22 protein-coding genes are annotated in these 26,636 nt (G+C 49.7%); 14 read left to right on the top strand and 8 right to left on the bottom strand.

Annotated elements, in window-relative coordinates; genetic code table 11:
* The first annotated feature begins 132 nt into the window (after positions 1–132).
* From CCC32_RS02635 to CCC32_RS02625, 3 genes are all read left to right on the top strand, one after another.
* Entirely contained in the window at positions 133–1,005 is an 873-nt protein-coding gene (locus CCC32_RS02635; RefSeq protein WP_022316615.1) for a LicD family protein, read from the top strand.
* 76 nt (positions 1,006–1,081) lie between these two features.
* Positions 1,082–1,798 (top strand): IspD/TarI family cytidylyltransferase, encoded by a 717-nt coding sequence (locus CCC32_RS02630; RefSeq protein ID WP_022316616.1) that lies wholly within the window; start codon positions 1,082–1,084, stop codon positions 1,796–1,798.
* Between the two features lie 11 nt (positions 1,799–1,809).
* Positions 1,810–2,844: an NAD-dependent epimerase/dehydratase family protein gene (locus CCC32_RS02625; RefSeq protein WP_022316617.1), complete on the top strand. Its 1,035-nt coding sequence runs from the start codon at positions 1,810–1,812 to the stop codon at positions 2,842–2,844.
* A 12-nt stretch (positions 2,845–2,856) separates the two neighbouring features.
* Here CCC32_RS02625 and CCC32_RS02620 read toward each other — a convergent pair whose 3' ends face one another.
* The 5 genes from CCC32_RS02620 to ftcD form a co-directional block, all read right to left on the bottom strand.
* Positions 2,857–3,951, bottom strand: a complete 1,095-nt coding sequence (locus CCC32_RS02620; protein WP_287072119.1) for a glycosyltransferase family 4 protein — start codon at positions 3,949–3,951, stop codon at positions 2,857–2,859.
* Between the two features lie 231 nt (positions 3,952–4,182).
* Complete coding sequence (gene hutI, locus CCC32_RS02615; RefSeq protein WP_042520158.1) at positions 4,183–5,418, bottom strand: imidazolonepropionase; 1,236 nt, start codon at positions 5,416–5,418, stop codon at positions 4,183–4,185.
* A gap of 25 nt (positions 5,419–5,443) precedes the next feature.
* Positions 5,444–6,919, bottom strand: a complete 1,476-nt coding sequence (gene hutH, locus CCC32_RS02610) for a histidine ammonia-lyase (RefSeq protein ID WP_022316620.1) — start codon at positions 6,917–6,919, stop codon at positions 5,444–5,446.
* 121 nt (positions 6,920–7,040) lie between these two features.
* The gene (gene hutU, locus CCC32_RS02605; RefSeq protein WP_022316621.1) at positions 7,041–9,056 is read right to left on the bottom strand and encodes a urocanate hydratase; all 2,016 of its coding nucleotides are present in this window, start codon (positions 9,054–9,056) and stop codon (positions 7,041–7,043) included.
* A gap of 91 nt (positions 9,057–9,147) precedes the next feature.
* A complete protein-coding gene (gene ftcD, locus CCC32_RS02600) occupies positions 9,148–10,860 on the bottom strand; it encodes a glutamate formimidoyltransferase (protein ID WP_287072117.1) in 1,713 nt (570 codons plus the stop codon).
* Positions 10,861–11,113: 253 nt separating this feature from the next.
* Here ftcD and CCC32_RS02595 point away from each other — a divergent pair, with 253 nt between their 5' ends.
* From CCC32_RS02595 to ispF, 10 genes are all read left to right on the top strand, one after another.
* Complete coding sequence (locus tag CCC32_RS02595; protein ID WP_287072115.1) at positions 11,114–11,671, top strand: LbetaH domain-containing protein; 558 nt, start codon at positions 11,114–11,116, stop codon at positions 11,669–11,671.
* A 387-nt stretch (positions 11,672–12,058) separates the two neighbouring features.
* A complete protein-coding gene (gene rplM, locus CCC32_RS02590; protein WP_022316625.1) occupies positions 12,059–12,520 on the top strand; it encodes a 50S ribosomal protein L13 in 462 nt (153 codons plus the stop codon).
* An 11-nt stretch (positions 12,521–12,531) separates the two neighbouring features.
* The gene (rpsI, locus tag CCC32_RS02585; RefSeq protein ID WP_042520160.1) at positions 12,532–12,918 is read left to right on the top strand and encodes a 30S ribosomal protein S9; all 387 of its coding nucleotides are present in this window, start codon (positions 12,532–12,534) and stop codon (positions 12,916–12,918) included.
* A 126-nt stretch (positions 12,919–13,044) separates the two neighbouring features.
* On the top strand, positions 13,045–13,866 hold the full coding sequence (rpsB, locus tag CCC32_RS02580) for a 30S ribosomal protein S2 (protein ID WP_022316627.1): 822 nt from the start codon (positions 13,045–13,047) through the stop codon (positions 13,864–13,866).
* A 110-nt stretch (positions 13,867–13,976) separates the two neighbouring features.
* The gene (tsf, locus tag CCC32_RS02575) at positions 13,977–14,969 is read left to right on the top strand and encodes a translation elongation factor Ts (protein WP_022316628.1); all 993 of its coding nucleotides are present in this window, start codon (positions 13,977–13,979) and stop codon (positions 14,967–14,969) included.
* 114 nt (positions 14,970–15,083) lie between these two features.
* Positions 15,084–16,115 (top strand): hypothetical protein, encoded by a 1,032-nt coding sequence (locus CCC32_RS02570; protein WP_287072111.1) that lies wholly within the window; start codon positions 15,084–15,086, stop codon positions 16,113–16,115.
* A 27-nt stretch (positions 16,116–16,142) separates the two neighbouring features.
* Entirely contained in the window at positions 16,143–16,760 is a 618-nt protein-coding gene (locus tag CCC32_RS02565; RefSeq protein WP_022316630.1) for a fumarylacetoacetate hydrolase family protein, read from the top strand.
* Positions 16,761–20,333 (top strand): type IX secretion system sortase PorU, encoded by a 3,573-nt coding sequence (gene porU, locus CCC32_RS02560; RefSeq protein ID WP_287072110.1) that lies wholly within the window; start codon positions 16,761–16,763, stop codon positions 20,331–20,333.
* A 172-nt stretch (positions 20,334–20,505) separates the two neighbouring features.
* Complete coding sequence (porV, locus tag CCC32_RS02555; RefSeq protein ID WP_022316632.1) at positions 20,506–21,690, top strand: type IX secretion system outer membrane channel protein PorV; 1,185 nt, start codon at positions 20,506–20,508, stop codon at positions 21,688–21,690.
* Positions 21,691–21,708: 18 nt separating this feature from the next.
* Entirely contained in the window at positions 21,709–22,188 is a 480-nt protein-coding gene (gene ispF / locus CCC32_RS02550) for a 2-C-methyl-D-erythritol 2,4-cyclodiphosphate synthase (protein WP_044080734.1), read from the top strand.
* 248 nt (positions 22,189–22,436) lie between these two features.
* Here the strand turns inward: ispF and CCC32_RS02545 are convergent, their stop codons facing one another.
* Positions 22,437–22,838 carry a DUF805 domain-containing protein gene (locus tag CCC32_RS02545; protein ID WP_287072102.1) on the bottom strand — a complete coding sequence of 134 codons (402 nt, stop codon included), beginning with the start codon at positions 22,836–22,838 and terminating at the stop codon, positions 22,437–22,439.
* A 191-nt stretch (positions 22,839–23,029) separates the two neighbouring features.
* Here CCC32_RS02545 and CCC32_RS02540 point away from each other — a divergent pair, with 191 nt between their 5' ends.
* A complete protein-coding gene (locus CCC32_RS02540; protein WP_287072099.1) occupies positions 23,030–23,791 on the top strand; it encodes a four helix bundle suffix domain-containing protein in 762 nt (253 codons plus the stop codon).
* Between the two features lie 130 nt (positions 23,792–23,921).
* Here the strand turns inward: CCC32_RS02540 and CCC32_RS02535 are convergent, their stop codons facing one another.
* The gene (locus tag CCC32_RS02535) at positions 23,922–25,814 is read right to left on the bottom strand and encodes a MutS-related protein (protein ID WP_287072096.1); all 1,893 of its coding nucleotides are present in this window, start codon (positions 25,812–25,814) and stop codon (positions 23,922–23,924) included.
* Positions 25,815–26,040: 226 nt separating this feature from the next.
* Positions 26,041–26,400, bottom strand: a complete 360-nt coding sequence (rplS, locus tag CCC32_RS02530; protein ID WP_042520167.1) for a 50S ribosomal protein L19 — start codon at positions 26,398–26,400, stop codon at positions 26,041–26,043.
* Positions 26,401–26,636: the final 236 nt, after the last annotated feature.

Genomic DNA, 26,636 nt, shown 5'->3' with positions numbered 1-26,636 from the left:
TTTCATAATGCGACCGCCACTAAAGTCTGCACGGGGTTTCGCATGTGGCGGTCTTAAGATTATGCAAAAATACAACTAAATGTTTTCTTTCCTTGTCTCTTTCGCTTTTTTTTAACTACCTTTGTAGATGGTATGGACATAAAAGATATAAAAAAAGAGTGGAACGCCAAGATTCTGGATATTCTGAAGGCGTTGACACGCATCTGCGAGGATCACGGACTTACCTTCTACTGCTGTGCAGGAACGGCAATCGGTGCGGTGAGACATCATGGCATCATCCCTTGGGACGACGACATCGACGTGATAATGCCGCGCCCCGACTACGACCGTCTGCTGGAGATAGCCAAGAAGGAGGATTTCGGGAAGTATGAACTTGTGACGCCCTACGACAATGAGGCGTACCCTCTGTATTTCTCAAAGTTGTCTGACAAGACGACGACTCTCGTGGAGGAGCGCGAGCGCCCGTGTGTAATCGGTCTGTTCGTGGACATCTTCCCCCTCGACGCCACCGACGATGACATAGACAAGGCGCACAGGCTGAAAGACAGATACACGAAGATCATCAACCGTCTCAATGCCATATCCACACGCAACACCTTCGGCGAATACATGCAGCTGCTGACAAGCACTAAAACGTGGGGACGCTTCGCCATAAAGACTCTGGCATTCTTCTGCCGGTCGGCGATCCGCCGCAGACTGATACGACAGATGGACGGGATGAGCCATCTCTACGACTATGAGAAGGCGAAGAACGTGCAGGTGTATACCGGGTCTTACGGCTACCGCGAGGTGTTCCCCAAGGAATGGCTCGGCAAGGGAAAGACGTTCCCCTTTGAAGACACCACAGTGTTGCTGCCCGAGAGATACGACGAATATCTGCGGCATTTCTTCGGCGACTACATGCAGCTGCCGCCAGTGGAGCAGCGGATAGAGAAGCACAACAGGGCTTATCTGAACATGAACGCCAGAGAACCGATAGAGGAAGTGAAGAAAAAGCTGGGATAAACGATCTCATCGAGACAACAATCCTCTTCGAGACAAAAATTCCATAACAATAAAGACAAGAATAAATACAGATACTATGAACTATGCACTCATAATAGCCGGTGGTTCCGGCAACAGAATGGGACAAGACATCCCAAAGCAATTCATGCACGTGGACAACTGTCCGATAATCATCCACACGCTGCTCGCCTTCCAGCGTCATCCCGACATCGACGGCATCGCCGTGGTGTGTCTCGACGGATGGCAGACGGTATTGCAGTCGTATGCCAACCAGTTCTCGGTGACTAAGCTGAAATGGATCTTCATGGGCGGAGACAACGGACAGCATTCGATACGCAACGGTGTGTATGGACTGAAGGAGAACGGTGTGAATGATGATGACCTCGTGTTGGTCCACGATGCCGTGAGACCTCTGCTGTCGCAGGACATCATATCATCCAACATCGCCACATGCAAGAAATACGGATATGCCATAACGGGAATAAAATGCCGCGAGGCGATACTTGAGAGCGAGGACGGATTCAGTACACGCACCAGCATTCCGCGCGACAAGCTGATACGCACGCAGACGCCACAGACTTTCAGACTGAAGAACCTCGTGGCTGCCCATGAGGAGGCTAAGGAGAAGGGCATCACCAACTCCGTGGCTTCTTGTACGCTGATGGCGGAACTGGGCGGCAGGGAGATGCATATCGTGCCGGGATCGGAGAAGAACATCAAGGTGACGACTGTGGAGGATCTGGAAATTCTGAAGGCTCTCATGCATGTGCACAAGGAGTCTTGGCTGAAATAACGACATCTATCATGACAGAATACAGAAAGGACATTATCAACGCCGCTGCCGCTGCGCTGCCCTGGGAGAAACTGGAAGACAGGAACATCCTCGTGACGGGGGCCACGGGCCTCATCGGGGGGTGTCTTGTTGAAATACTGATGGCTCACCGGGAGCGCTCATACCATGTATTTGCCGCCGGACGCGACGAGAAGAGGGCGCATGCACGCTTTGCCCGCTACTGGCACGACGAGCGGTTCCACTTCATAAAATTCGATGTCAGCGAACCGCTTGCCGGTGACGCTGTGTTCCACTATATCATCCACGCCGCGAGCAACGCCAGTCCGGTGTTCTTCGCCAAGAGTCCGGTGGAGATAATAAAGTCTAATGTTTATGGCACCGCCAATCTGATAGACTACGGCAGGAACCACGGCATGGAGAGATTCCTTTATGTCTCGTCGGGCGAAATCTACGGTCAGGGCACCGGCGAAAAGGCGTTTACCGAGACAGACAGCGGATATGTGGACTGTGCCACGCCGAGGGCTTGTTACCCGTCGTCGAAGCGTGCGGCAGAGACTCTCTGTGTGGCGTATGCCGAGGAGTATGGTGTGGATGCGGTGATAGTGAGACCGTCGCACACCTACGGTCCGCATTTCACAGGCAGCGACAACCGTGTATTCTGTCAGTTCATCCGCAACGTGCTGCGCGGTGAGGACATAGTGATGAAGAGCGACGGCAGTCAGATGCGGTCGTGGTGTTATGTGGCTGACTGTGCCCTGGCGATGCTATACGTGCTACTGAATGGCGAACGGGGAAATGCCTACAACATCGCCGACACATCATCGGTGTTCTCCATCAGGGAGATGGCAGAGACGCTGGCTCACCAGGCTGGCAGGAAGGTGGTGTTCGCCATCCCTGAAGATGCCGAGAAGAAGGTTTTCACGAAGATTTCCTATGCCGTGTTTGCCACCGACAAGCTGGAGGCTTTGGGATGGAAACCCCTTGCCGGCGACTGGCAGCAGAAGCTGCAGACCACGATACGGGAGGAAATGGAGAAGGCAAATTAAATGCCTCAACGACTACCCAAGATAAAGCTTCTCATATTTCCGCTGCATCTGTTCCACGCCGAAGCGGACTGCAACGAACTGGCGGGCTTGCTGCGACAACATCGTGCGGTCGGCATTGGGGATAACGCTGCGGAAGATATGGAAATATTGTTCGTGGCTGTTGTCGTGAGCAACAAGAGGCCAGTCTTTGGGGACGGTCTCATTGAGTCCCTTGCAGTCGCTGCATACCACAGGCAGACCGGCAAACGCCGCTTCTACCGACATCAGCGGAAGGCCTTCGAATTCGGAAGGCATAAACATATAATCAAAGGAGGCGAGATAGCCGGAGATGCCATACAGGGGCGGACGGACGGTGACGTTTGGCAGTCCGCCGAGCTCTCTGTCCACCATTTCCTGTAGTCTGCCGCCGCCGATGACATGGAAATGATACTGCGGCATATCCTGCAGACCTTTTATCACGGCAACGAGATGCACGATGCCCTTCTGGTCATCAAACCGTCCGGCAAAGAGGATGTTCGTCTTTCCGGCTTTCAACCCGTCATACGCTTTTTGTTCCACCTCCGGCACACCATTGTATATTATCGGCGGCTGACTGCCGTATTCCCTCGTATAGCAATCGAGCACCGACTGCGAAATGGCGACATTGGCATCATGGCGCTGATAGAAGCGCTCCACCTTTCTGCCAAACCTTTTCAGTCCGGTCCAGAGACAGGTGTTATGGATGGTGCGCACGAGCTTTACGCGACGCAGCATCCATGGAAAGACGCGCGAGATTGCCCACACGCACATATCCGGCACTTCGGTATGGGCATGCACCACATCGGGTCTGTATCTGAGCCAGAGCACCAGAAAGCGAAAAGGAAAGAGCATGGCGGCGATACGTTCGGCGATGAAATGAAAATGGAAAGCGGGCATGACAGACCGGTGACAGGTAACGCCGACAGACTGCAGTTCATCGAGGAACCCATGGGTGAATGAGGAATCGCCACGCAACACCTCCACCACATGATATTCAAAGTCGTCGTTTCCTGACTTGGCGATGTTGGCGGCAACGCGTTCCGCACCGCCAAGGTCAAATTTGGATATTATATGGAATACTCTTTTCATGATATTTCCCTTTTTCTTTAGTTATGCATATATGCCAGGGCATGCCTGATTACATACGCCATACTATAACATATTGCAAAAATACGGCATTTTTCCCACTAATCAATGAAGGCATGTGAAAATATTGGTAAGTTATTTTTTCACCGTCACTAAAGAAAAAAACTAAAGCGCTGCCCCGCAACAATATGCAAAGGCAGCGCTTCATGAAAAGGTATTACTATTGAGAAGTCATCAACACTCTTTTCCGCCCAGGAACACACGCTCTACGATAGGTGTGGTGTAGGCGTATGGCACGAAGCTGACCGACGGTATAGGACGGGTGATGAAGAAGTTCGCCACCTTGCCCTTGGCAATGGAACCATACTGCTGGCTTTCGCCCATGGCGCAAGCACCGTTGAGCGTTGCGGCATTGATAGCTTCCTCAGGCAGGAGCCTCAACTTGATGCATGCCAACGACACCACGAACTTCATGTCGCCCGACGGTGTGGAACCGGGGTTATAATCACTCGCCACGGCAACCGGGAGTCCGGCGTCTACCATCTGGCGCGCCTTGCCATAAGGCAGGTTGAGGAAGAACGATGTGCCTGGCAGCACGGTAGGCATGGTAACGGTGTCTCTGAGAATCTCTATCTCCTCCACCGTCATGCTTTCGAGATGGTCTACAGAGAGTGCGCCATGGGCCACACCCACTTCTACTCCACCCGACGATGCCAGTTCATCGGCATGAATCTTCGGTTTCATACCCCATTTGTCGGCAGCCTCCAGGATGCGTGCCGTCTCTGCAGGAGTGAAGAATCCTTCATCGCAGAACACGTCAACGAAATCGGCAAGTTTCTCCTTGCCCACCTCCGGTATCATCTCGTTGACCACCAGGTCAACATAGTCAGGCTGCGTCATTCCCCTGCCCACAGCATGGGCGCCGAGGAAGGTGGACTTCACGCGCAGCGGTGAATTCTCCTTTATTCTCTTTATCACGTGGAGCATCTTCAGCTCGTCGGCGGTGTTGAGTCCGTAGCCGCTCTTTATCTCCACACAGCCGGTTCCCTTGCGCATCACTTCTTCCATGCGCACCATGGCCTGCCGGTAAAGCTCGTCTTCAGAAAGCGTATGCAGCAAGTCGGCGGAATTGAGGATACCGCCTCCGCGCTTGGCAATCTCGGCATAGCTGAGACCGCGGATTTTGTCAACGAATTCCGCCTCACGGCTTCCGGCAAAAACGATATGGGTATGCGAGTCGCACCAAGATGGCAACACCGCACCTCCCTCAGCATCCACATGCTCGTCGGCTGCTATTCCCTCTGCCGGCATCTCAGCTCTCGTGCCCCATGCCGCAAAGCGCCCGTCCTCAACGAGGAGCCATGCGTCATTCAATATGCCGAGGCTCTGCATCTCTTTGCCACAGAGCCTCTGCTTGCCATGAGAATCGATGCCAGCGAGAATCCCGATGTTTTCTATCAATACTCTCATCTGTCAGTCGGATATGTGGTATGGATTATTTTCTAAGAAACTCTATAGAGTGCTGTATGTGGGGATACATCACCTCGTCGTTCACGATGAACGGAACCACCTTGCGATAGTCCTCGAACAGTTTCTCCACTGCAGGAGAAGACTTCAACGGACGACGGAACTCCAATGCCTGTGCCGCATTGAAAAGCTCGATGGCGAGCACGCGCTCCACATTGAGCACCACCTTATAGAGCTTGATGGCAGCGTTGGCTCCCATGCTCACATGGTCTTCCTGTCCCTGGCTTGAAGGTATGCTGTCTACAGACGCCGGTGTGCAGAGGCTCTTGTTCAAGCTTACTACTGAAGCGGCGGTATACTGGGTGATCATGAATCCGCTGTTAACGCCAGGTGTGGCAACGAGGAAGCTTGGCAGGTCTCTTGTGCCTGACACGAGCTTGTATGTTCTGCGCTCGGAGATATTGGCGAGCTCGCTCATTCCGATAGCGAGGAAGTCCATTGGCAATGCTATAGGCTCGCCATGGAAGTTGCCGGCAGAGATGATGAGGTCTTCATCTGGACAAACAGTAGGATTGTCGGTTGCTGAGTTTATCTCGGTGTCGATAACAGACTTCACGTATGCGAGTGTGTCCTTGGCAGCTCCATGCACCTGTGGGATGCATCTGAAAGAGTATGGGTCCTGGACATAAGGTTTCGGTCTGGCTGCTATCTCGCTGCCCTGAAGCAGTTCGAGCATTCTTGCTGCGGTGTCGAGCTGTCCCTTGTGAGGACGCACCACATGAACGGCCTTGGTGAATGGAGAGAGCAGTCCGTAGTAAGCGTCGAGAGACATTGCGGCAATCCTGTCTGCCCAGTCGCTCAACCGCTCGCTCTGAAGCAGAGACCAAACGGCGAAAGCACTCATGTTCTGAGTACCGTTGAGCAGAGCGAGACCCTCTTTAGAACCCAACTGTATAGGCTGCCAGTTCATCTCCTTCAGTACTTCAGCACCTGTCATCACCTTGCCTTTATATTCCACTTCGCCGAGTCCGACGAGAGGCAATGTGAGGTGTGCCAGCGGCACGAGGTCGCCGGAAGCTCCGAGCGAGCCCTGCATATATACTATAGGATAGATGTCGTTGTTGAAGAAGTCGACGAGGCGCTCCACGGTGTCGAGCTTCGAACCTGAATATCCGTAGCTCAGCGACTGTATCTTGAGCAGCAGCATAATCTTCACGATTTCGTTTGGCACACGGTCGCCGACACCGCAGGCATGCGACATCATGAGGTTGATCTGCAGCTGTGCCAGTTGGTCGGCGCCAACGGATACGTTACAAAGAGAACCGAATCCTGTGGTCACTCCATAAACGGGAGCTGTGGTCTCGGCAATCTTCCTGTCGAGGTATTCTCTACATTTGATTATGCGCCGACGTGCGTCGTCGCTAAGTTCGAGTTTGTAACCTTTCTCAATGATTTCGCCGATACGCTCAATCGTAAGATGTTCTGCTGAAATTTTGTGTATCATAGTAGTGTATAATTAATTTTAAAAATCGGAAAAGCCCTGAGGACCCAAAAGACCTATGAATATAATACGCCTCCGTTGAGGCTAACAGAGTTCACTCAGGACTTTCCGACTATATTGTGTATTATAAAATGTTATTGATTATCTCGTCGTCAACGATGCTCGGCATCGTAACCTGTAGACCTGGAGTGCGCAGCATCTCGCGCTCGATGCTCGTCATCGAACCAGAGTTGCGTGCCCAGCTTCGGCGGGCGATACCGTTGTTCACATCCCACAGGAGCATCTCGCGAATATGACGGTCTGAGTCGGCATCACCGTTGATCACCATACCGAAGCCACCGTTGATGACCTCTCCCCAGCCTACTCCGCCGCCGTTGTGGATAGACACCCATGTAGCACCGCGGAATGAGTCGCCGATGACATTCTGTACCGCCATGTCGGCACAGAACTGCGAACCGTCATAGATATTGCTTGTCTCACGGAATGGAGAGTCGGTACCCGACACGTCGTGATGGTCTCTGCCCAACACTACAGGCTTTGAAATCTCGCCCTTCTTTATCGCCTCGTTGAAGGCGAGGGCTATCTTGGTGCGTCCCTCGCAGTCGGCATAGAGAATACGTGCCTGGGAACCCACAACGAGGTGGTTCTTGCCGGCCTCCTTGATCCAGTGGATATTGTCGTCCATCTGTCCCTGTATCTCCTCTGGCGCCTCTGCCTTGATCTGCTCCATCACTTCGGCAGCGATGCGGTCTGTTGTGGCGAGGTCTTTCGGATCGCCGGATGTACAAACCCAGCGGAAAGGTCCGAAACCATAATCGAAGAACATCGGTCCCATTATGTCCTGCACGTAAGACGGATAGCGGAACTTTCCGTCGGGCATCACGATATCGGCTCCGGCACGCTTGGCCTGCAGCAGGAAGGCATTGCCGTAGTCGAAGAAGTACATGCCCTTTGCGGTGAGCTTGTTGATGGCTGCCACCTGACGGCGCAGCGACTCCTGCACGAGGTCGCGGAATTTTTCCGGTTCCTCTGCCATCAGCCGTTTCGACTCCTCAAGCGATACGCCTACCGGATAGTAGCCGCCTGCCCATGGGTTGTGGAGCGATGTCTGGTCGGAACCCAGATCCACATGCATATTCTCGTCAGCGAGGCGTTCCCACAGGTCAACGACGTTGCCCACATAAGCCATACTCACCGTGCGTTTCTCTTCCATCGCCTTGCGAACGGCAGGAATCAGTTCGTCGAGACTGTAGTGCAGCTCGTCTACCCATCCCTGTGCATGACGTTTCTCGGCAGCCAGCGGATTGATTTCAGCAACGATGCTCACCACTCCGGCAATGTTGCCTGCCTTTGGCTGAGCTCCCGACATGCCTCCGAGACCAGAGGATACGAAGAGCATTCCGTGGATGTCAGTAGGACCGCCAGGTTTCTTCATCTGCTTGCGGGCAGCGTTGAGCACGGTGATGGTAGTGCCGTGTACGATTCCCTGCGGACCGATATACATATATGATCCGGCGGTCATCTGTCCATACTGGCTCACTCCGAGTGCGTTCATGCGCTCCCAGTCGTCTGGCTTGGAGTAGTTTGGAATCACCATACCGTTTGTCACCACTACACGTGGCGCATTCTTGTGAGACGGGAAGAGACCGAGCGGATGACCGGAATACATCACGAGCGTCTGCTCGTCTGTCATCTCGCTGAGGTATTTCATCACAAGTCGATACTGTGCCCAGTTCTGGAACACGGCACCATTGCCTCCGTATGTTATCAGTTCGTGAGGATGCTGTGCCACTGCCGGGTCAAGGTTGTTCTGAATCATCAGCATGATGGCGGCTGCCTGCTCAGAGCGGTGTGGATAGTCGCTTATCGAACGGGCATACATCTCGTAGTCAGGACGGTAGCGATACATGTATATTCTACCGTATTCGTGAAGTTCTTCGAGGAACTCAGGTGCGAGTTTCGCGTGAAGATGTTTCGGGAAATAGCGCAACGCATTGCGCAGGGCGAGTTTCTTCTCTTCGTCGGTGAGAATCTCCTTGCGCTTGGGCGCATGGTTTATCTCTTTATCGTATGCCTTCGGTTCCGGCAGAGTGTCGGGGATTCCGATGCGTATCTCCTCTTGGAATTGTTCTTTTGTCATAGTTGTTTCGATTTAGACATTTTTATATGATATATGACCGAAAAAGGTGAGGGAGAAAAACGTAAATTCTTCACCCTCACCTTTCGTCATTTTATTTTCTTATCATCTCTTCGACAGTCTGCGTGATTTCCTTCTCCTCAGCATTTGCCTTCTCCACGAGAGCGTCGGCCTCGGTGATGAGCGCTTCTGCCTTCTCACGGTCTTTCAGCGATGCTGCGTTGATCTTCACGTTCATGCCTGCTCCGATTACGGCAGCTCTTGCTGCGAGCGCACCCACTCCTGCATCCGACACGCTGTTAGGATTTCCTGTGGTCACCATCTGGCGGCATACCTCAAACACCTTGTATGATGTCTTCATGGTCTCCAGCGGCACCTCCGTGGCGAAGAGCGTTGCTGCCTGTATGGCATCAGTGCGCAGCTGTTTCTCCTCATCGGTGTTCTTAGGCATTCCGAAGGCAGCCATGATGCGGTTGAACGCCTCGGTGTCTTCGTCAACGAGATGCAGAAGCTCTTCCTGCAGCTCCATGCCACGCTCCGCCCATTGGGCGAACTCGCTCCAACGCTCGTCCCATCCCGGTTTGTGGCTTGAGAGGTTTGCCACCATAGTGGCGAGCGAAGCTCCCAGTGCTCCCATATATGCAGACACGGAACCGCCTCCAGGAGCCGGGCTCTCGCGGCTTGTCTCCTCGGCAAATCCCTTCACCGTGAGGTCTACGAGCTTGTTGCCGCCCCTCTCGCCTGCTGCGAGCAGGTATTCTATAACCTTCTCCTCGGGGTTGAACGGACGCAGGTCTTCGAGTCCCATCGACTTGATGGCAATCTTCAGTATGTCTTCCTTAGGAATACCTGCCGAGCGCTGCTGCTTGGCGAGGAAATACTTGCCGGCGTCGAGGAGCGCACACTCTGGGATGAGTCCTACGATCTCCGTTCCGGTAACGCGCAGTCCGCGGTTCTGGGCACAGCGACACACCTCGTCGAAGGCTTTATGCAGCGGTGTCTCGTTGATATTGGTGATGTTCATTGACACCTGGGCGATGCCGTATTCGTCGATGAACCATCCGATTGCCTTTGTTCCCTTGAGCGTACCCGGCTGCATCACGACCTTTCCGTTCTCGTCGAGCTTTTTCTTTCCGGTGATAGGATTGCCCTCACGAACCGGGCGGCCCTTCTCTCTCACGTCGAACGCGATGGCGTTGGCGCGGCGTGTAGAAGTGGAGTTGAGGTTGAAGTTCACGGCGATGAGGAAGTCGCGGGCTCCCACTACCGTGCAACCGGTGCGTGCCACCTTCTCGTCGTATGGCCTTGCACCGAAGTCAGGCTTCTCGTTCTCATCCATAATGCGCTCAGCGATACCCTCATACTCACCTCTGCGCACAACGGCAAGGTTGCGGCGCTTTGGTGTGCGGGCTGCTGCCTCATAGCAATATGTAGGAATCTGCAGTTCGCTGGCGATGCGCTCAGCGAGTTTCTGTGCCAGTTCGGCGCATTCTTCGAGTGTGATGCCGCTTACAGGTACGATTGGCAACACATCGGTAGCACCGATACGTGGGTGTGCTCCGTGATGCTTGCGCATATCGATGAGTTCGCCTGCCTTTGCCACAGCACGGAAAGCTGCGTCTACAACGGCCTCCGGCTCTCCTACGAAGGTTACAACCGTACGGTTGGTGGCTTCGCCCGGATCCACGTCGAGGAGCTTTACTCCCGATGTCTTCTCAATCTCACTGGTTATCTGCTTGATAACGCTCATGTCGCGCCCCTCGCTGAAATTGGGCACGCACTCAACAATCTGCTTTTTCTTTGCCATTGCTATGTTTTTTATAGTATCGTTATTTTGTTAGTCAAATTACTTTCCTTGCGGATGTTTTCCAATAGATGTTGCAAATCTACATAAAAAAATTTAATGTTGTAAGGATAAATCAAAAAAAGTTGGATATATTTATCCTTCTTTCATAACTCTTCATTAGATTTGCAGAAAGAAAACGAAAATTAAGCATCTTGATGTAACAATAGGCGCATCATCTAAATAATACAGGTAATACATAAATTAATGTAGGAATATGAATCCCGTCACTCAAACCATAATATTGTCGGCATCCACATTGAGGATGCTGCCGCACATAGCCATTTATCTGCTCCACCGGAAGGATATCGATGCCGACCTGACCCAGGTGCAGGACCGCCGGGCTGGGGTATTGAACTTCATCAAGGCGTGTACCAGGGAGCGCACGTTCAGGAATCTATTCTACTATCGCATCGGGGAATACCTTTCGGCTCCCATCCGCTGGATGCTGCCTGGAGAGAGGACTCTGAACATCTGGTGTCCGAGCATCGGCAAGGGAGCGCATCTGGAGCATGCCTATGCCACGTATCTGAATGCCGAGGGGATAGGCGAACGGTTCTATTGCCTGCAGATGGTGACGCTGGGTAATGGCAAAGGCGGTCGCCCCACGATTGGCGACGATGTGGAAATATATACCGGCGCCACGGTGTTCGGCGGCGTGAGGATTGGCAACAACGTGACGATAGGTGCCGGAGCGGTGGTGTTCACCGATGTGCCGGACAACTGCACGGCAGTGGGAAACCCGGCAAGGATCATCCCCAAACGGCGGGGTTAAACTCTAACCGCCAACAGCCAGTAGAAATCTCAACCCAATTCACCTCAAATGTCATACTGCCATACAGACAATCCTGCAATATGGCATTCCTGCAAATTACAGTTAAATATTCATAAAAATAAAATTCTAACGAGTCTTGTATTATAAATATAAAGGAAAAATTCATACCTTTGCAATCCGATTATTAAACGGGGAAAGACTTAGAACCCCACGAACGTAGTGTTAATAGTTGTACTTTTGGCCGAGTGCGACGGTTAGTGAATCGACGTTCAAACGGTTTTCATAAACCTCTACACCTTATATTATAAATAGGACAGGCGGAATATGAAAAGCGTGAAGAAAGTAATAAAAAAAAACGTTTTTTAGTAGTAAAATTAAAACATCAGAATGAACACTTTAAGTTACAAGACTATTTCCGCAAACAAGGAAACAGTCAACAAAGAGTGGGTTGTTATCGACGCCACAGACCAGGTAGTAGGTCGTCTTTGCTCTAAGGTAGCAAAATTGTTGCGCGGTAAGTACAAGCCAAACTTCACTCCTCACGTAGATTGCGGAGACAACGTAATCATCATCAACGCCAGCAAGGCATATTTCACTGGCAAGAAGGAGACCGACAAGGTCTACACACGTTATACTGGCTATCCAGGCGGACAGCGCTTCAACACTCCAGCCGAGCTTCGCACTCGCAAGGGCGGTGTTGACAAGATTATCCGTCATGCTGTGAAGGGTATGCTTCCAAAGGGTCCTCTCGGACGCCACATCATGGACAACCTTTATGTATATGAGGGAACAGAGCACAACCACGAGGCTCAGAAACCTAAAGCAATCGATATTAACCAGTATAAATAATTCACACGATAATGGAAGTAATTAACGCAATTGGTCGCCGCAAGAGTGCTGTTGCACGTGTTTACATGAGCGAGGGTACCGGCAAGATAACCATTAACAAGAAAGATATTACTGAGTATTTCCCATCAGCAATCGTACAGTATGTTGTAAAGCAGCCTCTGTTGGCTCTCGACGCTGTTGAGAAGTATGACATCAAGGCTAACCTCGACGGTGGTGGCTTCACAGGCCAGAGCCAGGCTCTCCGCCTCGCTATCGCACGCGCACTCGTTAAGGTGAACGCTGAGGACAAGAAGACTTTGAAGGATCACGGATTCATGACTCGCGACTCTCGTGCCGTTGAGCGTAAGAAGCCAGGTCAGCCAAAGGCTCGTCGTCGTTTCCAGTTCAGCAAGCGTTAATCCTCTGGATAGCTGGACAATGTTTAGCATCTAAACCGGCAAGACTCGAATTGCGATTACTCGCCGGCTGATTCTAACAAAAGAATAAAAAAGAAAGTAAACAAACAATTTTAAAAAGAAAAAGAAATGTCAAGAACAAATTTTGATATGCTTCTGAAGGCCGGATGTCATTTCGGTCACCTCACACGCAAGTGGAATCCTGCAATGGCTCCTTATATCTTCATGGAGCGTAACGGTATTCATATCATCGACCTGTATAAGACCGCAGCCAAGATCGACGAGGCTGCAGAGGCTCTTAAGCAGATCGCAAAGTCAGGCAAGAAGATTCTGTTCGTTGCTACTAAAAAACAGGCTAAGGACGTTGTTGCTGACAAGGCAGCTTCTGTAAACATGCCATACGTTATCGAGCGCTGGCCAGGTGGTATGCTCACCAACTTCCCAACAATCCGCAAGGCTGTGAAGAAGATGGCTAACATCGATAAGCTGATGAACGACGGAACATACTCTAACCTCTCTAAGCGTGAGATCCTGCAGATCACACGTCAGCGCGCCAAGCTGGAGAAGAACCTCGGTTCTATCGCCGACCTGACCCGTCTGCCATCTGCACTCTTCGTTGTTGATGTTATGAAAGAGGCCATCGCCGTTAAGGAAGCTAAGCGTCTTGGTATTCCTGTATTCGCTATCGTGGATACTAACTCTAACCCTAAGGACGTAGACTTCATGATCCCAGCCAATGACGACGCAAAGGACAGCATCGACGTTATCCTGTCTGCTTGCTGCGAGGCTATCAACGAGGGTCTTGAGGAGCGCAAGGTAGAGAAGGCTGACGAGAAGGCTGCAAAGGAGCAGGCTGAGACAGCTGAGGACAAGCCAAAGCGCGCACGTAAGGCTGCACGCAAGGACGCACCTGCAGAGGCTGCCGCAGAGGAGGCACCAGCAGAGGCTTAATCAATGACAGTATAAAGAGATTAGGAACGTTGAATTAATGACTTACAGAATACTTAATTCAATGTTCCTTTTTCAATATTAATCCAAAACCTAATTCAATATTTAAGACTATGGCTGTATCAATAGCTGATATTCAGAAGCTGCGCAAGATGACTGGCGCCGGTCTTTCTGATTGCAAGAAGGCTCTCACTGAAACAGAGGGCAATTTCGACAAGGCAGTAGAGATTATCCGTGAGAAGGGACAGGCTATCGCTGCTAAGCGTTCTGACCGCGAGACTTCTAACGGTTGTGTTCTCGTTAAATACGCTGACAACTTCGGCGCTATCGTAGCATTGAAGTGTGAGACTGACTTCGTGGCTAACGGAGCTGACTATATCAAACTGACACAGGATATCCTCGACGCTGCTGTAGCTGCAAAGGCTAAGAGCCTCGACGAGGTTAAGGAACTGACATTGGCTGACGGAACAAAGGTTCTCGACGCTGTTGTCGCTCGCTCTGGTATCACCGGCGAGAAGATGGAGCTCGACGGCTACAACTTCATCGAGGGTGAGAACATTTCTACATACGACCACATGGGCAAGCACACTCTCTGCACAATGGTTCAGACCAACAAGGCAGCTGAGGAGCAGGCTCACGCTATAGCAATGCAGGTGGCTGCCATGAAGCCTATGTTCCTTGACGAGGCTTCTGTTTCTCAGGAGTTCATCGAGGAGGAGAAGAAGGTTGCTGCAGAGAAGACAAAGCAGGAGCTGGTACAGAAGGCTGTTGACGCTGCCCTGAAGAAGGCTGGCATCAACCCTGCACACGTTGACTCTGAGGAGCACATGGAGTCTAATATGGGCAAGGGATGGATCACAGCTGAGGATGTTGCCAAGGCTAAGGAGATCATCGCTACTGTATCTGCAGAGAAGGCTGCAAACCTCCCTGCTCAGATGATCGAGAACATCGTGAAGGGTCGTATCAACCGCATCTACAAGGAGAACTGTCTGCTCAACCAGGAGTTCATCCAGGACAGCAAGCTCTCTGTTGCTGACTACCTGAAGGCTGCCGACAAGGACCTCACAGTAGTTGACTACAAGCGCTTCTCTCTGAGCGCTGACTAATCCTGAGGATTAATCACAAACTTAAATATATCAGCCAGGCAAGGGATTCAAGAAATCGTTTGCTTGGCTTTTACTGTTTTTTATCTGCCTGTAACCAATAACATTATACTTCGTATGAAAAATCTGAATAATATCATAAAATCACTGCTGCCGGCAATTGTTTCAGTGATATGCCAATGTGCATACAGCCAAATCACTGTGGTTGACGCAAACGACAAGCTGCCTGTCATCTCGGCAAGCATATATAACGGCAACGGAACAGACGTTATAGGCATTACCGACTACGACGGGAAACTACCCAAAACTGCAGAACAGCTACAAAGCATACACATCCAACACATAAACTACATGCCGGCAAACATAAACCTGCAGTCGCTGAAAGACTCTACGATTCTCCTGACGCCCCGCACACACAAGCTTCCTGAAGTGAAAATCTCGAAGCAGAAGGATGCAATGCTCAGGATGAAAGTATATATCAGACACATGACAGTTCTGAACAGCAAGCCTGCAGCAGTAAGCGAGAGCATAGCCTATCTGTATTTCAAAGAAAACAATGACGACGGCAAACCGAATTCATACAAAATACTGTCGGAAGACAAGTTCAAGGACGAAAAGGCTTATGAGGGTGAAAGCAAGATGCTGAAATCACTAGCAGACTTCAGCAATCCTACAGCTTTAGCATTCTTCGACGGATACAAACACTATAACACATTGAAAGGCTCGAGGAGAATGGGAACCAGTTGGAAAAGGGCTGGAGGAATATATTATATGAACGAAGACTCCATAAACAAACGCTGCGAAATAGTAAGAGACAGTTTGTTTTCTGACAAGCCCTTCAAGGTTCCACTCTTCGGATTCGCATTCAGTAACATATACAACAGCGAGACATACAGCACGGAATTGGGTACTCCGCGATTATACAATCTGATAAACATGACAGACAGATACCGCGTCTACCAGACAAAGACAATGGGTTACGTGGACATGGTTACGGAAATGTATATCCTTGGCATCGACTATGCCTCTAAGGAAGAAATGAAAGCGGACAAGAAACTCAAACTTTCACCTTTTGAAAGACCTGAAGGCATAGTGGCGGCAGACGACTGGCTCACAACTACTATAAAGGGCATGCAAAGGATAAAATAACAGAACATTAAACAAAACAATTATACAATGAAGATTTTCGCAGTAGGATTGAACTATCCTCAACACAATAAAGAGCTTAACGAAACGTTATACAAGGGAGAAGTCCCCGTGATTTTCACCAAGGCGGACTCGTCGCTGCTGAAGGACGGAAAACCGTTCTTCGTTCCTGACGACATGGGACGCATTGACTATGAAACGGAAATCGTAGTGCGCATCTGCCGACTGGGAAAGGCTATACCTGCACGCTTCGCACATAGGTATTATGATGCCGTGACTGTAGGTATCGACTTCACAGCTCGCGAACTGCAGGCGGAACTGAGAAAAAAAGGTCTGCCGTGGGAGATGTGTAAGGGATTCGACGGTGCTGCTGCAATTGGTGAATGGGTGAGCGTGGAGAAATTCAGAGACGTGCAGGCTCTGCAGTTCCATCTCGACATCAATGGCAAGACCGTGCAGGAGGGCCGCACAAGCGACATGCTCTTCAAGATTGACGAGATTATTGAATACATCAGCAAGTACTTCACGCTGAAAACCGGCGACATCATCTATACTGGTACTCCTGTGGGCGTGGGACCGGTGAACATCAACGACCACCTCACTGGATATATAGAAGACAGGAAAGTGCTTGAATTTAATATAAAATAAATGATAAGAAATATACTCCTCACCATAGCAGTACTTCTTGCCGGCATGACCGCCAAGGCACAGAAGTTCTTCAATCTGACTGCCGACGAAGTCAGAATAGACTCCGTCATACCTACGTTCGGATATTCCAAAGACCTGGGACCTGCCTATGCTGACTCCATATACACCGTGACAATTGAATATCCTGAATTCATCGACATGCAGAAGGGCGACGTGGAGAAACTGAAGAAAATCAGCAACGTCACCTACCCTGCCCTGCCGGAGATAACGACAAAGACAGTGGTGGAAAGGAAGAAAGGCAGACTGGAAGTATATTTCTCACCTATCGTGATGCGCGACGGAAAATACCAGAAGCTCGTAAGCTTCATGCTGCGCATCACGGCCAAGCCTAAATCGAAATCAACAAGAAAGGCAAATGCCAGGGCTGACAAGACGAAGAGCGAGCGCTGGGCTAAGAACTCGGTGCTGGCAACGGGCAACTGGGCCAAGATACGTGTGCCGTCAACGGGTGTTTACCAGATTACTGACGCCCTGATACGTCAGGCGGGATTCAACGACCTGAGCAAGGTGAAGGTATATGGATATGGCGGAGCGCTACATTCGGAACAGCTGCTCGACAAGAAAATCGCAGAATATGACGACCTGAAAGAGGTTCCGACAGTCACCGTGAATGGCAAGAAGCTTTTCCGTGCCATAGGTCCGGTGTCGTGGGACAGCGCTACAAAGACTTCACGCATACGCAACCCTTATTCTGACTACGGATATTATTTCATCACACAAAGCGAGGGCGAACCGCTGAGCGTTGACTCGGCTGCCTTCGTGTCATCTTTCTATCCTGCCAACGACGACTACCACACGCTATACGAGGTGGATGACTACGCCTGGTTCCAGGGAGGAAGGAACTTGTTTGACACCACTCCGATAAACCCAGGGGCAAGTCTGACATACGAATTGACCACTCCGGCACAGAAGACCGGCGAAGGGACTCTGTTCGTAAGGCTCACCTCATCGGCTGCATCTACGAGCGAGATTGCCATCAACGACTCGGTGGTGGGAACGATAACGACGAAGAATGGCGGCGAATACGACACTGGCGTATTGGCTGAAGGTTCGTTCTATCTGAAGGACATGCTCGCAAGCAGTTCGGCAAAGACAAACAAGGTGAAAATAACAAACAAGTCGAGCAACACGGTGAGACTCGACTACATCACCCTTACCTTCAATGATCCGCGACCGGAGCCACAACTCTCAAAGGCAACGTTCGCCACACCGGAATATGTGTACAACATAACAAACCAGAACCTGCACGGGGATAAGAATTACGATATGGTGATGATAATCCCGGCAAGTCAGAAACTGCTGAAACAGGCTGAGCGTCTGAAGGCTTATCATGAGGAACACGACAAGATGAGCGTTCGTATCGTGCCTGCCGATGAACTGTATAACGAGTTCTCGAGCGGTACGCCGGAGGCTGATGCCTATCGTCTGTATATGAAGATGATGTATGACAGGGCGGAAGACGAGGCGTCGATGCCGAAATATCTGCTGCTCTTCGGCGACTGCAAATGGGACAACAGAATGAAGGTCAGCGCTCTGAGGAACTATAGCCCTGACGACTTCCTGCTCTGTTTCGAGAGCGACAACTCTTTCAGTTACGTGAACAGTTTCATCGACGACTGCTACTTCACCGCTCTCGACGACGGTGAGGGTGCAAACGCATCGGCTTATTCCACCAAATCGGACAAATACGACATCGCTGTGGGAAGATTTCCGGTGAAGACTGCTGACGAAGCGAAGATAATGGTGGACAAGAGCATCAGCTATATGGAGAACAAGATGGCGGGGGCATGGCAGAACGTGGCTCTCTTCCTCGGTGACGACGGTAACAACAACGCTCACGTGACGTCGGTGGACAACACCGCCAAGGCTGTGGAGCAACTCGTTCCGGCAATACAGGCAAAGCGTGTGTTCTGGGACATGTATACAAGGGTATCGTCGGCAACGGGAAACACATACCCTGAGGTGACGAGTCTGTTGAAAAAGCAGCAAGCTGAAGGTGCGCTGCTCTTCGACTATGCCGGACACGGACGCCCAGACATGCTGTCTCACGAGCTTGTATTGTCGTCTGCCGACTTTGCCGCATTCAAGAACAAGGTGCTGCCTCTGTGGATTACGGCATCATGCGACATCATGCCTTACGACGGAACGGTGAGCAACATCGGAGTGAACTCCGTGCTTAATCCTAACGGGGGCACCTTCGCCTTCTACGGCACGGCACGCACTGTGTATATCACACAGAACCAATATCTCAATGCCGAATACGTGAAGGCGCTGTTCACCAAGACAAACGGCAAGTTCAATTCCGTTGGCGAGGCTCAGAGAGTGGCAAAGAACAGAATCATCAGCGATGGCACCGACAGAACGGTGAACAAGCTGCACTATGCCCTGCTCGGCGATCCGGCGATAAGTCTGAAGATAGCGGAGAGCAACGTAGTGATAGACAGCATCAACGGCATCTGTCTGGCTGAAGCCACAGAACTGCCACAGATAAAGGCAGGAGCGAAGGTGAACGTGAAGGGACATATCAAGAATGCCGACGGCACCACCGACGAATCTTTCACAGGAACGGTGAACATCGACGTTAAGGACTCCAAGGAGAAACGTGTGGGCAAGTTGAACAGCAAGGATACGGGATATGCATACACCTTCTTCGACTACACCAAGACGATATTCAACGGCAACGACAGCATACGCTCAGGAAAGTTCGACATCACCTTTGCCGTGACGAAAGACATCAACTATACTGACGAGAACGGAAGGATAAATGCCTTTGCAGTGAGCAGTACCGACAACAGGACGATGAACGGATATACGGAGAACTTCATCGTGGGTGGAACGGAAATCGTATCCAACGACTCCAACGGTCCGTCGATATACTGCTATCTTAACTCTCCAAGCTTCAGCAACGGAGGCAACGTGAACTCTACGCCTTACTTCGTGGCGGAGATATCTGACAAGGACGGACTGAACACTTCGGGCAGCGGCATCGGCCATGACCTGACACTGGTAGTCGACGACGACCCGATGATGACATTCACTCTGAACGACAACTTCTCGTTCAACTTCGGTTCGTATACCGAGGGAACGACATGGTATAACATCCCGGAACTGGAGAACGGACCGCACAAGCTGAAATTCACCGCATGGGATATCCTCAACAACCCTTCGACAACGACGCTGAAATTCAACGTGGTGAAAGGTCTGACTCCGAACATCACCAACGTCTATTGCTCCAACAATCCGGCAAAGACGAACACTACGTTCATCGTCAGCCACGACAGAAGCGGCAGCAACGTGGAGATGACCATCGAAGTGTTTGACATCAGCGGCAGACTGCTGTGGAATCATACGGAGAACACTCTGGCTGAGTCGGCAACATTCACATACGACTGGGATCTCACCACCGACAGCGGCGGCAGGTTGCAGTCTGGAGTATATCTGTATCGTGTGCGCCTGACAAGCGAGGGAAAGAACGAGGCAACTAAAGCCAAGAAACTGATAGTACTCAACTGAGAATGTAACTCTTTGACTGTCGTCACACAATAATATAACACAAAAAGAGTTATATAGAGGCGTGAACGAAGTTTTCATGTAATGCAGGCAGAAATGACAGACTGGCATTGAAGAATGGAGGACCATCACGCAATACATCATAACGAGAATAAAAACAAAAGACAAGATATAAATGAAGAACAGAATAAGAATCATTGCGGCAGTATTGCTCACCGTAATAGCAACTAACGTCAAGGCTCAAGACAAGCGCGAGATGTTCAACCCTATTCATACGGCTCTCGTTTCACAGACCATCGCACCGGATGCACGCGCTGCCGGTATGGGTGACGTGGGTGCCGCCACCGACCCTGACGTGAACTCCCAATACTGGAACCCGGCAAAATATCCTTTCTGTATCAGCCGTGCAGGTCTTGCCCTGAACTACACGCCTTGGCTGCGCTCACTGGTAAGCGACATGGACATCGCATATCTCGCCGGATACTACCGCATCGGTGACTATAGCGCCGTTTCGGCATCATTGAGATATTTCTCTCTCGGTGAGGTTTACACGAACTACGACGGTACGGGCGACATATCAAACGCACAGACCATCAACCCATACGAGATGTCGTTTGATGTGGCTTATTCTCTGATGCTGAGCGAGAAATTCTCTCTCGCTGCCGGCGTGCGTTTTCTCATGTCCGACATGCAGTACAGTTCTACAGAGGAGCGCTCTGCTTCTAACGCCTTCGCTGCCGACCTCGCCTGCTACTATAACGACTATATCAACATCGGTTCTCGCGAATGTCAGCTCGGCATCGGTCTGAACATCAGCAACATCGGTAGTAAGATAACATTCGGCGGCAGTGACTACAGTGAGTTTATTCCAACAAACATGAGATTGGGTGCTGCCCTGATGGTACCGATCGACGAATTTAACCGCTTCACGATATCTGCCGACGCAAACAAGCTGCTCGTGCCTTCTTATCCTCAGCAGGAAGAGGGGGAAACGACAGAGGACTACCAGCAGCGTGTGGAGGATGAATACTACAACACGAGCAGTATCTCCGGTATGTTCAAGAGTTTCGGCGACGCTCCTGGAGGTTTCAAGGAGGAACTTGAGGAGATAAACTGGAGTGTCGGTGCTGAATATGTATACAACGACAAGTTCAGCGTTCGCGCCGGTTACCACCATGAGTCAGAGAACAAGGGTAACAGAAAATACTTCACTGTCGGTGCGGGCTTCCGCATGAGCGCCTTTACTCTCGACTGCGGTTATGTCATCGCTACGGCAAAGAGCAACCCTCTCGACCAGACTCTCCGCTTCACTCTGGGCTTCGATATGGACGGACTGAAGGATTTGTTCAAGAGAAGATAATTAAAATGGTAAAAAGTTATGAAGGTACGCGTAGGCTTCGGTTTTGACGTTCACAAGCTCGTTGAAGGACGTGATTTGTGGTTGGGCGGAATAAAGATTCCACACTCTCTCGGTCTGCTTGGCCATAGCGATGCTGATGTGCTGATACATGCTATCTGTGACGCATTGCTCGGAGCGGCAAACATGAGAGACATCGGTTATCACTTTCCCGACACATCGGCTGACACTCTCGACATAGACAGTAAGATACTGTTGAAGAAGACCATCGACCTGATTGCCACAAAGGGATACAGACTCGGAAACATTGACGCCACGGTTTGTGCCGAGCGCCCTAAGATAAATCCGCATGTTGAAAAGATGAAGGAATGTCTCGCCACAGTGATGAATGCCGATGTTGACGACATCTCCATCAAAGCTACAACAACAGAGAAACTCGGTTTCACTGGCAGAGAAGAGGGCATAAGTGCGTATGCCACGGTGCTGATATACAAAGACTGAGAATCTGAAGAAAAAATAAGAAATCCTGAGAAAGACAGGAAATCTATACAGGAAACCTAAACAAAGACAGGAAATCCGAATAGAGACTGGAAAATTGAATAAAGGAAAAAATCTAAATAAATACCCGGAACATTCTATATGATGCTCCGGGTATTTTTTATATCATATTTGCCATCAAAGCTGTATCAGTCATTATGCTTTTCTGTTTCACTTTACTGAAATCACCAATAGTCTTATATGCAATTAAATCAATCTGTAGGGCATGGTCCGTAAAGGTTGTCCATCGGCACACTTGGTGATGCCAAGAAAACCAGAAGGATGATGGGACCGGCAATAGGAATCAGACACCACCAATAGTGCCAACCTGAACGGCCGGTATCATGAAGACGGCGCACCAGAACCGAAATAGTCGGAACAATGGCAACCAAGCTGTAAATTAAAGACAACACAAGTCCAATTCCCGATCCTGCCAATACACTTCCTGCATCACCGCCGCCGAAAATGCTACCGAGTACTGAACCTATAATCCCGAACACAAGCCATGCCAGACTATTAAACAAATAGAACCACCAAAATTCTGATCGTGATGCACGGCCACTGAATGTGGCAAACTTACTAAACACTGTCTTAACTGATTCTGTAAATCCCATAGTTTTTTGTTTTTATGTGTTAATAATAATTGAAAAAGCGTTCCTTTTTATAAATATTTCGCAACAAAGATATTCACTATTTCAATATAAACAAACTTTTTGCTATGAATTATTAAAAATATTAGGTAATTTTGTTCACTGAATGCAAAATGGAATGTTTTTGTTCACTGAATGTAAAAAAACAGAATATTATGACAGACACCGGAAATGACAAAATCAACGTGCTTGGCAAACAAACGAACTGGGAAGATCTGTACTTCTATCAGAAGGCAGACATCGTATACCAGATGTCATTTGCCTTTTGCAACAGATTCATACATCCTTATAAAGACCGCACTCGCGACCAGATAATACAGGCTGCACGGTCATGCAAGCAAAACATTGTAGAAGGTCTTGCCGACGGTGTAACGTCATCTGAGATGCAGATGAAACTGCTCAACGTGGCACGCGCCTCCCTAAAAGAATTACGTGAAGATTTCGAAGACTATCTCAAATCACGGCATCTACAGTATTACATCGCCGGCGAAGAACGGTATAACGTGATGCTCGACTACTGTCGCCATCACAACAGACTTCCTGACTACGAACCATTCTTTGACAAATGGAATGATGAACAGATGTGCAACTATGGACTCACTCTATGCCACATGATAGACAAGATGATGATGTCTTTTATGAAGCGCCTCGAACAAGAGTTCATCACCGAAGGCGGCATCAAGGAGCGAATGCACAAAGCACGTACCGGCTACCGCCAACAACAAGACACACGACTTAAAGAGCTTGAAACCCGCCTTCCTGAACTTGAAAGCGAACTTTCCAAGGCTAACGCCGAAATGATGAAATGGAAATCATCGTATGAAGACCTCCGTCAACGTGCCCTCAAATCCTACTATAAACAACAAGAAGAAATCAGCAGGCTGAAAGCACTAATCGAAGAGATGAAAAAGGAATAACAGTCTATTTCAGCTAGAAATACTAGAAAATCTAGATAGTCTAGAAGGTCTAGATAGTCTAGAAAGTCTAGAAAAACTAGATAGTCTAGAAAAACCTATATAAATAGAAAAGAACCAGAAGCCCCACTCATCATTTCTCTTTCAATATTCCCTTCAAGAGATATGTGGCATTCTGGTTTCTTGCCACGCCGGGAGAAATCTTGTAAGTATAAGTGATGGCATCGGAGAGTTTTATCTCGAAACAGAAGTTATGGAAGCGGGCAGGATATTCATCTGCCATCTTCGACAGTTCCAGGTCGTGGGTGGCAATGATGCCGCTGACAGGCAGTTTGGCAATCGCCTCAAGAAACATACGTGACCCGTTGAGCTTGTCAAGAGAGTTTGTGCCCTTCAGTATCTCGTCGAGAATGATGAGAGTATGCGATGCCTGCCGCACATTGTCAAGAAGCTGACGAAGACGAAGCAGTTCTGCATTGAAATAGCTGATGCCATGCGTCAGGTCATCACTGGTGCGCATACTGCTGAAAAGATTGAAGACCGAAACACGCAAGCTCTCTGCAAATACCGGCATACCACACATCGCGAGGATATAGTTCACTCCTATAGACCTCAAGAACGTACTTTTGCCCGCCATATTGGCACCCGTCACGATATAATAATTACTATCCTGTATAGTAAAATCATTTTTCACCGCTTTCTCTCCGAGGAAAGGATGATACAGTCCTTTAGCCTCAAAAACGACCTCCTCAGAATCTGTAACCACCGGCATGACAGCCTGCGGTTCGTTACAGCGCATTGTCGCCATCGACACCATGGCATCCATCAGGCTCACGGCATCAACCCACCTCTCAAACGAAGCCACATTATCCCGCTGCCAACGCAGATAACGCCTTACGAGAAAGAAGTCACTATATCCCAAAGCATTGAAGATGACAAGGCCAAGCACATTTGCCCGTCTGTCGAGAGCATCGAGGATAGCCTTCAGTTCCTTCAATGAATTGAGAGCCTCTGCCCCATTGTTGCCTTTAAGGACAGATGCCACCAGCTTGTTGTCTTCCTCCCGGAATTGCGCCTCGGTGATTATATGCAGCAACGAGACAAACCGTTTTGTGCTGACACTTATTTTCTCCACACTTTTGCTAATCATCTTTATCGCCTTCGCCGATGCTCCGATGCTGACGGCAAGCTGAGCAACAGTCCACAGACAAACGAAGTCGGCCGGGAGCGGCGTGAACACCGTGAGGATAAGTAACACGACGAATATCGCTATCGAAGAAGCCACCATTGTCAGCCCTTTCCGAGACAACGCCGCTTCAGGGATTCCTGCCTCTTTCGCCTCATGCAGCGCCTTTAGTATAGCCCCGGTGTCGATATTTCCTTTATAGGCGGCTGAAAGGAAATCTGTTCGCCACTCCTCCATCTCTGCTAATTCCGATATAGCTTTCTGCCTTCTGTCTATTTCTGAAGGAAGAGCAGGAACAAATGTTCCGCAACGCGACGACGGTTTGTCTTGAGAAGCAACAGAACGGTCTGCGGCAGCAGTACGGCATGCAGCACTATCCAGAATCCCGGCAAGCCTGTCTGCCCCACCCGTAGTGACAATACGACAAAGGCGGTTATACAAAGATCCCTTGCCGAATATGTCCATATCGAAGGAATATTGATGGGATGGATTCTCATATCTCTTGCCATCGTCAAATTGTGAGAAGTCGCCTTCCATATAGCGGATGTTCTGTCTGTAGACATCAATCCTCGCCTCCATCCTGTCAATGGCTACAGAATTCTGTCTGTCGAATACCTTCACGCCCACAAACGAAGCCAGTGCGATACAGAAAGCCGGAATGAACACTGCCACTGATACATATCCACACAGATATACCACCGCCACGGCAACAGCCACGACAAACAACAGAATCTCTGCCGTTATGATATATTTCACCTTTGCCTTGCGGCTCTGAAGGACTTCATCCAGTCCTGTCATTCTGTCCGTATAATATTCCAACAGTTCTTTCTTGTTTCTCATATCTGTAGTTATGCTTTCCTTTTCAATTGACATATTATTAAATGCGAAACGGCAATTATGCCGTTTAATCCCAACCCTCTCTTCCAAGTGACGGTAAAATACAGAAATCCAAGCAAGTCTTAATGGTAGATTGGGGTAACAAAACAAAAATGGGCAGCCAATTCAATCTGAACGGACTGCCACATTTATAACTTTTCGTTGTTCTTTAGAACCAAGCAAAGAGTCATTACTTCTTGAGGATAACTCTCTTCTCAGCGATACGAGCCTTCTTACCAGTGAGCTTGCGCAGGTAGTACAGCTTAGCGCGACGCACCTTACCAACCTTGTTAAGCTCGATGCTTGCGATGTTTGGAGACTCCATTGGGAAGATACGCTCTACACCAACAGTTCCAGACATCTTGCGTACAGTGAAACGCTTCTTTGTACCCTCACCGTTGATCTTGATAACAACACCACGGTAGAGCTGGATACGCTCCTTAGAACCCTCGATAATTTTGTAGGCTACAGTAACGGTGTCACCAGCCTTGAACTCAGGATACTGCTTCTCGATTGCAAATGCTTCCTCAGCAACTTTAATTAAATCCATTGTAATTTAACTGTTTAAAATTGTTTATCGTTCCAACGCAACATAACAGGCCACTCTTCTTCCTGCCAGCGATTACGCCGAAAAGCGGTGCAAAGGTAGTCATTATTCCCGTAACTGCCAAATAATTCAGCAGTTATCAAACTATTTTAACCCAATACGGTCATTAGGCCGTTCAATGTAGTATTTTAATACTGCTTGCAGTTCTTTGCTTTTTATAAGGCGTCTTTTGTCCGTTT

Source organism: Prevotella sp. LMAG:51, from assembly GCF_008680225.1.
In the GTDB taxonomy this organism is placed as follows: domain Bacteria; phylum Bacteroidota; class Bacteroidia; order Bacteroidales; family Bacteroidaceae; genus Prevotella; species Prevotella pectinovora.
The sequence above is the reverse complement of the archived record's forward strand: the minus strand, read 5'-3'. Positions and strand labels throughout refer to the sequence as shown.

Coding starts and splice junctions, on each gene's coding strand:
- CCC32_RS02635 (WP_022316615.1), top strand. CDS start 133: ATGGACATAAAAGATATAAAAAAAGAGTGGAACGCCAAGATTCTGGAT.
- CCC32_RS02630 (WP_022316616.1), top strand. CDS start 1,082: ATGAACTATGCACTCATAATAGCCGGTGGTTCCGGCAACAGAATGGGA.
- CCC32_RS02625 (WP_022316617.1), top strand. CDS start 1,810: ATGACAGAATACAGAAAGGACATTATCAACGCCGCTGCCGCTGCGCTG.
- CCC32_RS02620 (WP_287072119.1), bottom strand. CDS start 3,951: ATGAAAAGAGTATTCCATATAATATCCAAATTTGACCTTGGCGGTGCG.
- hutI (WP_042520158.1), bottom strand. CDS start 5,418: ATGAGAGTATTGATAGAAAACATCGGGATTCTCGCTGGCATCGATTCT.
- hutH (WP_022316620.1), bottom strand. CDS start 6,919: ATGATACACAAAATTTCAGCAGAACATCTTACGATTGAGCGTATCGGC.
- hutU (WP_022316621.1), bottom strand. CDS start 9,056: ATGACAAAAGAACAATTCCAAGAGGAGATACGCATCGGAATCCCCGAC.
- ftcD (WP_287072117.1), bottom strand. CDS start 10,860: ATGGCAAAGAAAAAGCAGATTGTTGAGTGCGTGCCCAATTTCAGCGAG.
- CCC32_RS02595 (WP_287072115.1), top strand. CDS start 11,114: ATGAATCCCGTCACTCAAACCATAATATTGTCGGCATCCACATTGAGG.
- rplM (WP_022316625.1), top strand. CDS start 12,059: ATGAACACTTTAAGTTACAAGACTATTTCCGCAAACAAGGAAACAGTC.
- rpsI (WP_042520160.1), top strand. CDS start 12,532: ATGGAAGTAATTAACGCAATTGGTCGCCGCAAGAGTGCTGTTGCACGT.
- rpsB (WP_022316627.1), top strand. CDS start 13,045: ATGTCAAGAACAAATTTTGATATGCTTCTGAAGGCCGGATGTCATTTC.
- tsf (WP_022316628.1), top strand. CDS start 13,977: ATGGCTGTATCAATAGCTGATATTCAGAAGCTGCGCAAGATGACTGGC.
- CCC32_RS02570 (WP_287072111.1), top strand. CDS start 15,084: ATGAAAAATCTGAATAATATCATAAAATCACTGCTGCCGGCAATTGTT.
- CCC32_RS02565 (WP_022316630.1), top strand. CDS start 16,143: ATGAAGATTTTCGCAGTAGGATTGAACTATCCTCAACACAATAAAGAG.
- porU (WP_287072110.1), top strand. CDS start 16,761: ATGATAAGAAATATACTCCTCACCATAGCAGTACTTCTTGCCGGCATG.
- porV (WP_022316632.1), top strand. CDS start 20,506: ATGAAGAACAGAATAAGAATCATTGCGGCAGTATTGCTCACCGTAATA.
- ispF (WP_044080734.1), top strand. CDS start 21,709: ATGAAGGTACGCGTAGGCTTCGGTTTTGACGTTCACAAGCTCGTTGAA.
- CCC32_RS02545 (WP_287072102.1), bottom strand. CDS start 22,838: ATGGGATTTACAGAATCAGTTAAGACAGTGTTTAGTAAGTTTGCCACA.
- CCC32_RS02540 (WP_287072099.1), top strand. CDS start 23,030: ATGACAGACACCGGAAATGACAAAATCAACGTGCTTGGCAAACAAACG.
- CCC32_RS02535 (WP_287072096.1), bottom strand. CDS start 25,814: ATGAGAAACAAGAAAGAACTGTTGGAATATTATACGGACAGAATGACA.
- rplS (WP_042520167.1), bottom strand. CDS start 26,400: ATGGATTTAATTAAAGTTGCTGAGGAAGCATTTGCAATCGAGAAGCAG.